Below are 2,365 nucleotides of genomic sequence, written 5' to 3' on the forward strand. Positions count from 1 at the left end.
CCCCCTGCCAACCCTATTGGGTCTTGTTGGGTAAAACGGCCTAAATCCGGGGCATAGTACCTGAACGTATTATAATGTAACCCCGTCTCTTTGTCGAAATACTGCCCTTGAAAACGCAGGTTCTGTTCACGATTAAATGTGCTTGTGGGGCGGGTTTGACGCTGTAAATGTCCCCAAGCACTGTATTGCCCTTGCCAAACGATTTCACCCTCACTGTTGGTCAACGCTTCCGGTAAGCCACTTAAACTGCTGTGCGTATAATAAATCCCCCGTTGCGGATTAAGCGGGTTATCCGTGCATTCAATGCGGGCTAGAGGCGTATAACTTTGGTCATTGTAAGCATGATAAACCGTGGTATGGGGCGCTGCGCTGCTGTGCTCAGATACCAGTCGCATCCCTACCCAGCCAAAGCTGTACACTTCATCCGGCTCATGGTGGTGATAGGTCACCGTATTGGCAATCGCACTGGCTTTCCATAACCGTTTTTCAATCCGACGCCCTAAGATATCGTAGCAGTATTCCGCTCGCTGATACCCTAAGGGCCCTTGGTCGATATCCACCGCGATAATGCGGTGGTCACTGTCATAGTGATAGCGTTGCCCCGAGCTACTGCCTTTTTCATAGCGCGATACCATGCGACCAAAACCGTCGTAGCGATAATCAAATTTATCACTGCCTTGTACTTGGTTATGCGGTGCTTCGGTGTGCGGACGAGTCAGTAAATTGGCTGCTGCATCATACAGAAAGTGTTCGGTTTGCACTGACCCTAAATGCGCTGTCAATTGTCCCAGCGGGTCGTACTGATAACTGTGGTAGTACCAATGTCCGGCGGTAAAAACCTCGCCCGTTTGACCATAACTGACACTGCACTCGATAAACTAGAATGATCCTATTTCTACGGAAGGAACTTCTTTATAAAGTTCAGGTGTATATACAACACATTCTTCATTAGGGTACATTCCAGTCCAAATTAACAAATAAAAATCTTTCATTTTAATATACTTACTTTGAGGTGGAGGTATTTCAGGTAATACCCCCATATAAATATTATACAATCGCTCATTACTCCAAAAGTTAATTGCATATCTTAATGTTTCTTTAAAATAATAATGCCATGATTTTGATTTGAATTTCATCGCTTTTGGAATTAAATATTCTTCAATTAATTTTTGTGCACTCTCATAATTATTCAGATTTAATCCTATAAATTCATTAGGGATGATTCTTCCTTCACATATTGGAGCCCAAAAGCTATCAATATAACCCGCACTAATGGTAATCAATTTCATCATAATACTCCGAAGATTGTGACTAACTTTCCATCATCATCAAAATAAGCTTTTACATTGGATGTCATTCCATAAACTTTTCCACCACTTTGATAACCTTCGGCAACCACATGTCCCATGTTCATTTCAATAGTTTTACCTGGCCCTCCTAGTTTAAGAACCTGCTGCATGACTTCGTATTGGTCTTTATAACTCAGAAATCTTGTGGATGAAGGTGCGCTTCTTCCTAACGTTTTTCTATCAAGAACTATTGTATAATGATTATCAGGTGAGTTACCTGTTCTGGCTCTATATTGTTGTTGCTCTAAGGTTGTCCCCGCTCCATGTCTTCTTAATCCATGAGCATTTAAAGCACCATGCTGCGATTCTAAATTTTGAATAGCCTTTTTATAATCTGCTTCAGTTTTTAATTTAGGACCACAACTCCAACCCCACGGATCCACCCATGTCAATGGATTTGGCGCATAAGCATATAAATTTATCCCCCCTGCCAACCCTATTGGGTCTTGTTGGGTAAAACGGCCTAAATCCGGGGCATAGTACCTGAACGTATTATAATGTAACCCCGTCTCTTTGTCGAAATACTGCCCTTGAAAACGCAGGTTCTGTTCACGATTAAATGTGCTTGTGGGGCGGGTTTGACGCTGTAAATGTCCCCAAGCACTGTATTGCCCTTGCCAAACGATTTCACCCTCACTGTTGGTCAACGCTTCCGGTAAGCCACTTAAACTGCTGTGCGTATAATAAATCCCCCGTTGCGGATTAAGCGGGTTATCCGTGCATTCAATGCGGGCTAGAGGCGTATAACTTTGGTCATTGTAAGCATGATAAACCGTGGTATGGGGCGCTGCGCTGCTGTGCTCAGATACCAGTCGCATCCCTACCCAGCCAAAGCTGTACACTTCATCCGGCTCATGGTGGTGATAGGTCACCGTATTGGCAATCGCACTGGCTTTCCATAACCGTTTTTCAATCCGACGCCCTAAGATATCGTAGCAGTATTCCGCTCGCTGATACCCTAAGGGCCCTTGGTCGATATCCACCGCGATAATGCGGTGGTCACTGTCATAGTGATA

Annotated in this window: 3 protein-coding genes; all 3 read right to left on the reverse strand. The window is 44.0% G+C overall.

The window, feature by feature from the left end; translation table 11 throughout:
- Positions 1-761, reverse strand: a 761-nt coding sequence (locus AACV01_RS10490; protein ID WP_337247711.1) for an RHS repeat-associated core domain-containing protein, incomplete at its 3' end; no start/stop codon positions are given.
- A gap of 117 nt (positions 762-878) precedes the next feature.
- Positions 879-1,289, reverse strand: a complete 411-nt coding sequence (locus tag AACV01_RS10495; RefSeq protein ID WP_049197465.1) for a hypothetical protein — start codon at positions 1,287-1,289, stop codon at positions 879-881.
- On the reverse strand, positions 1,289-2,365 hold a 1,077-nt coding region (locus AACV01_RS10500; protein ID WP_237585016.1), incomplete at its 5' end, for an RHS repeat-associated core domain-containing protein. The genes AACV01_RS10495 and AACV01_RS10500, both read right to left, overlap by 1 nt.

Source organism: Proteus sp. G2609, from assembly GCF_963896135.1.
Taxonomy (GTDB): Bacteria; Pseudomonadota; Gammaproteobacteria; order Enterobacterales; family Enterobacteriaceae; genus Proteus; species Proteus mirabilis.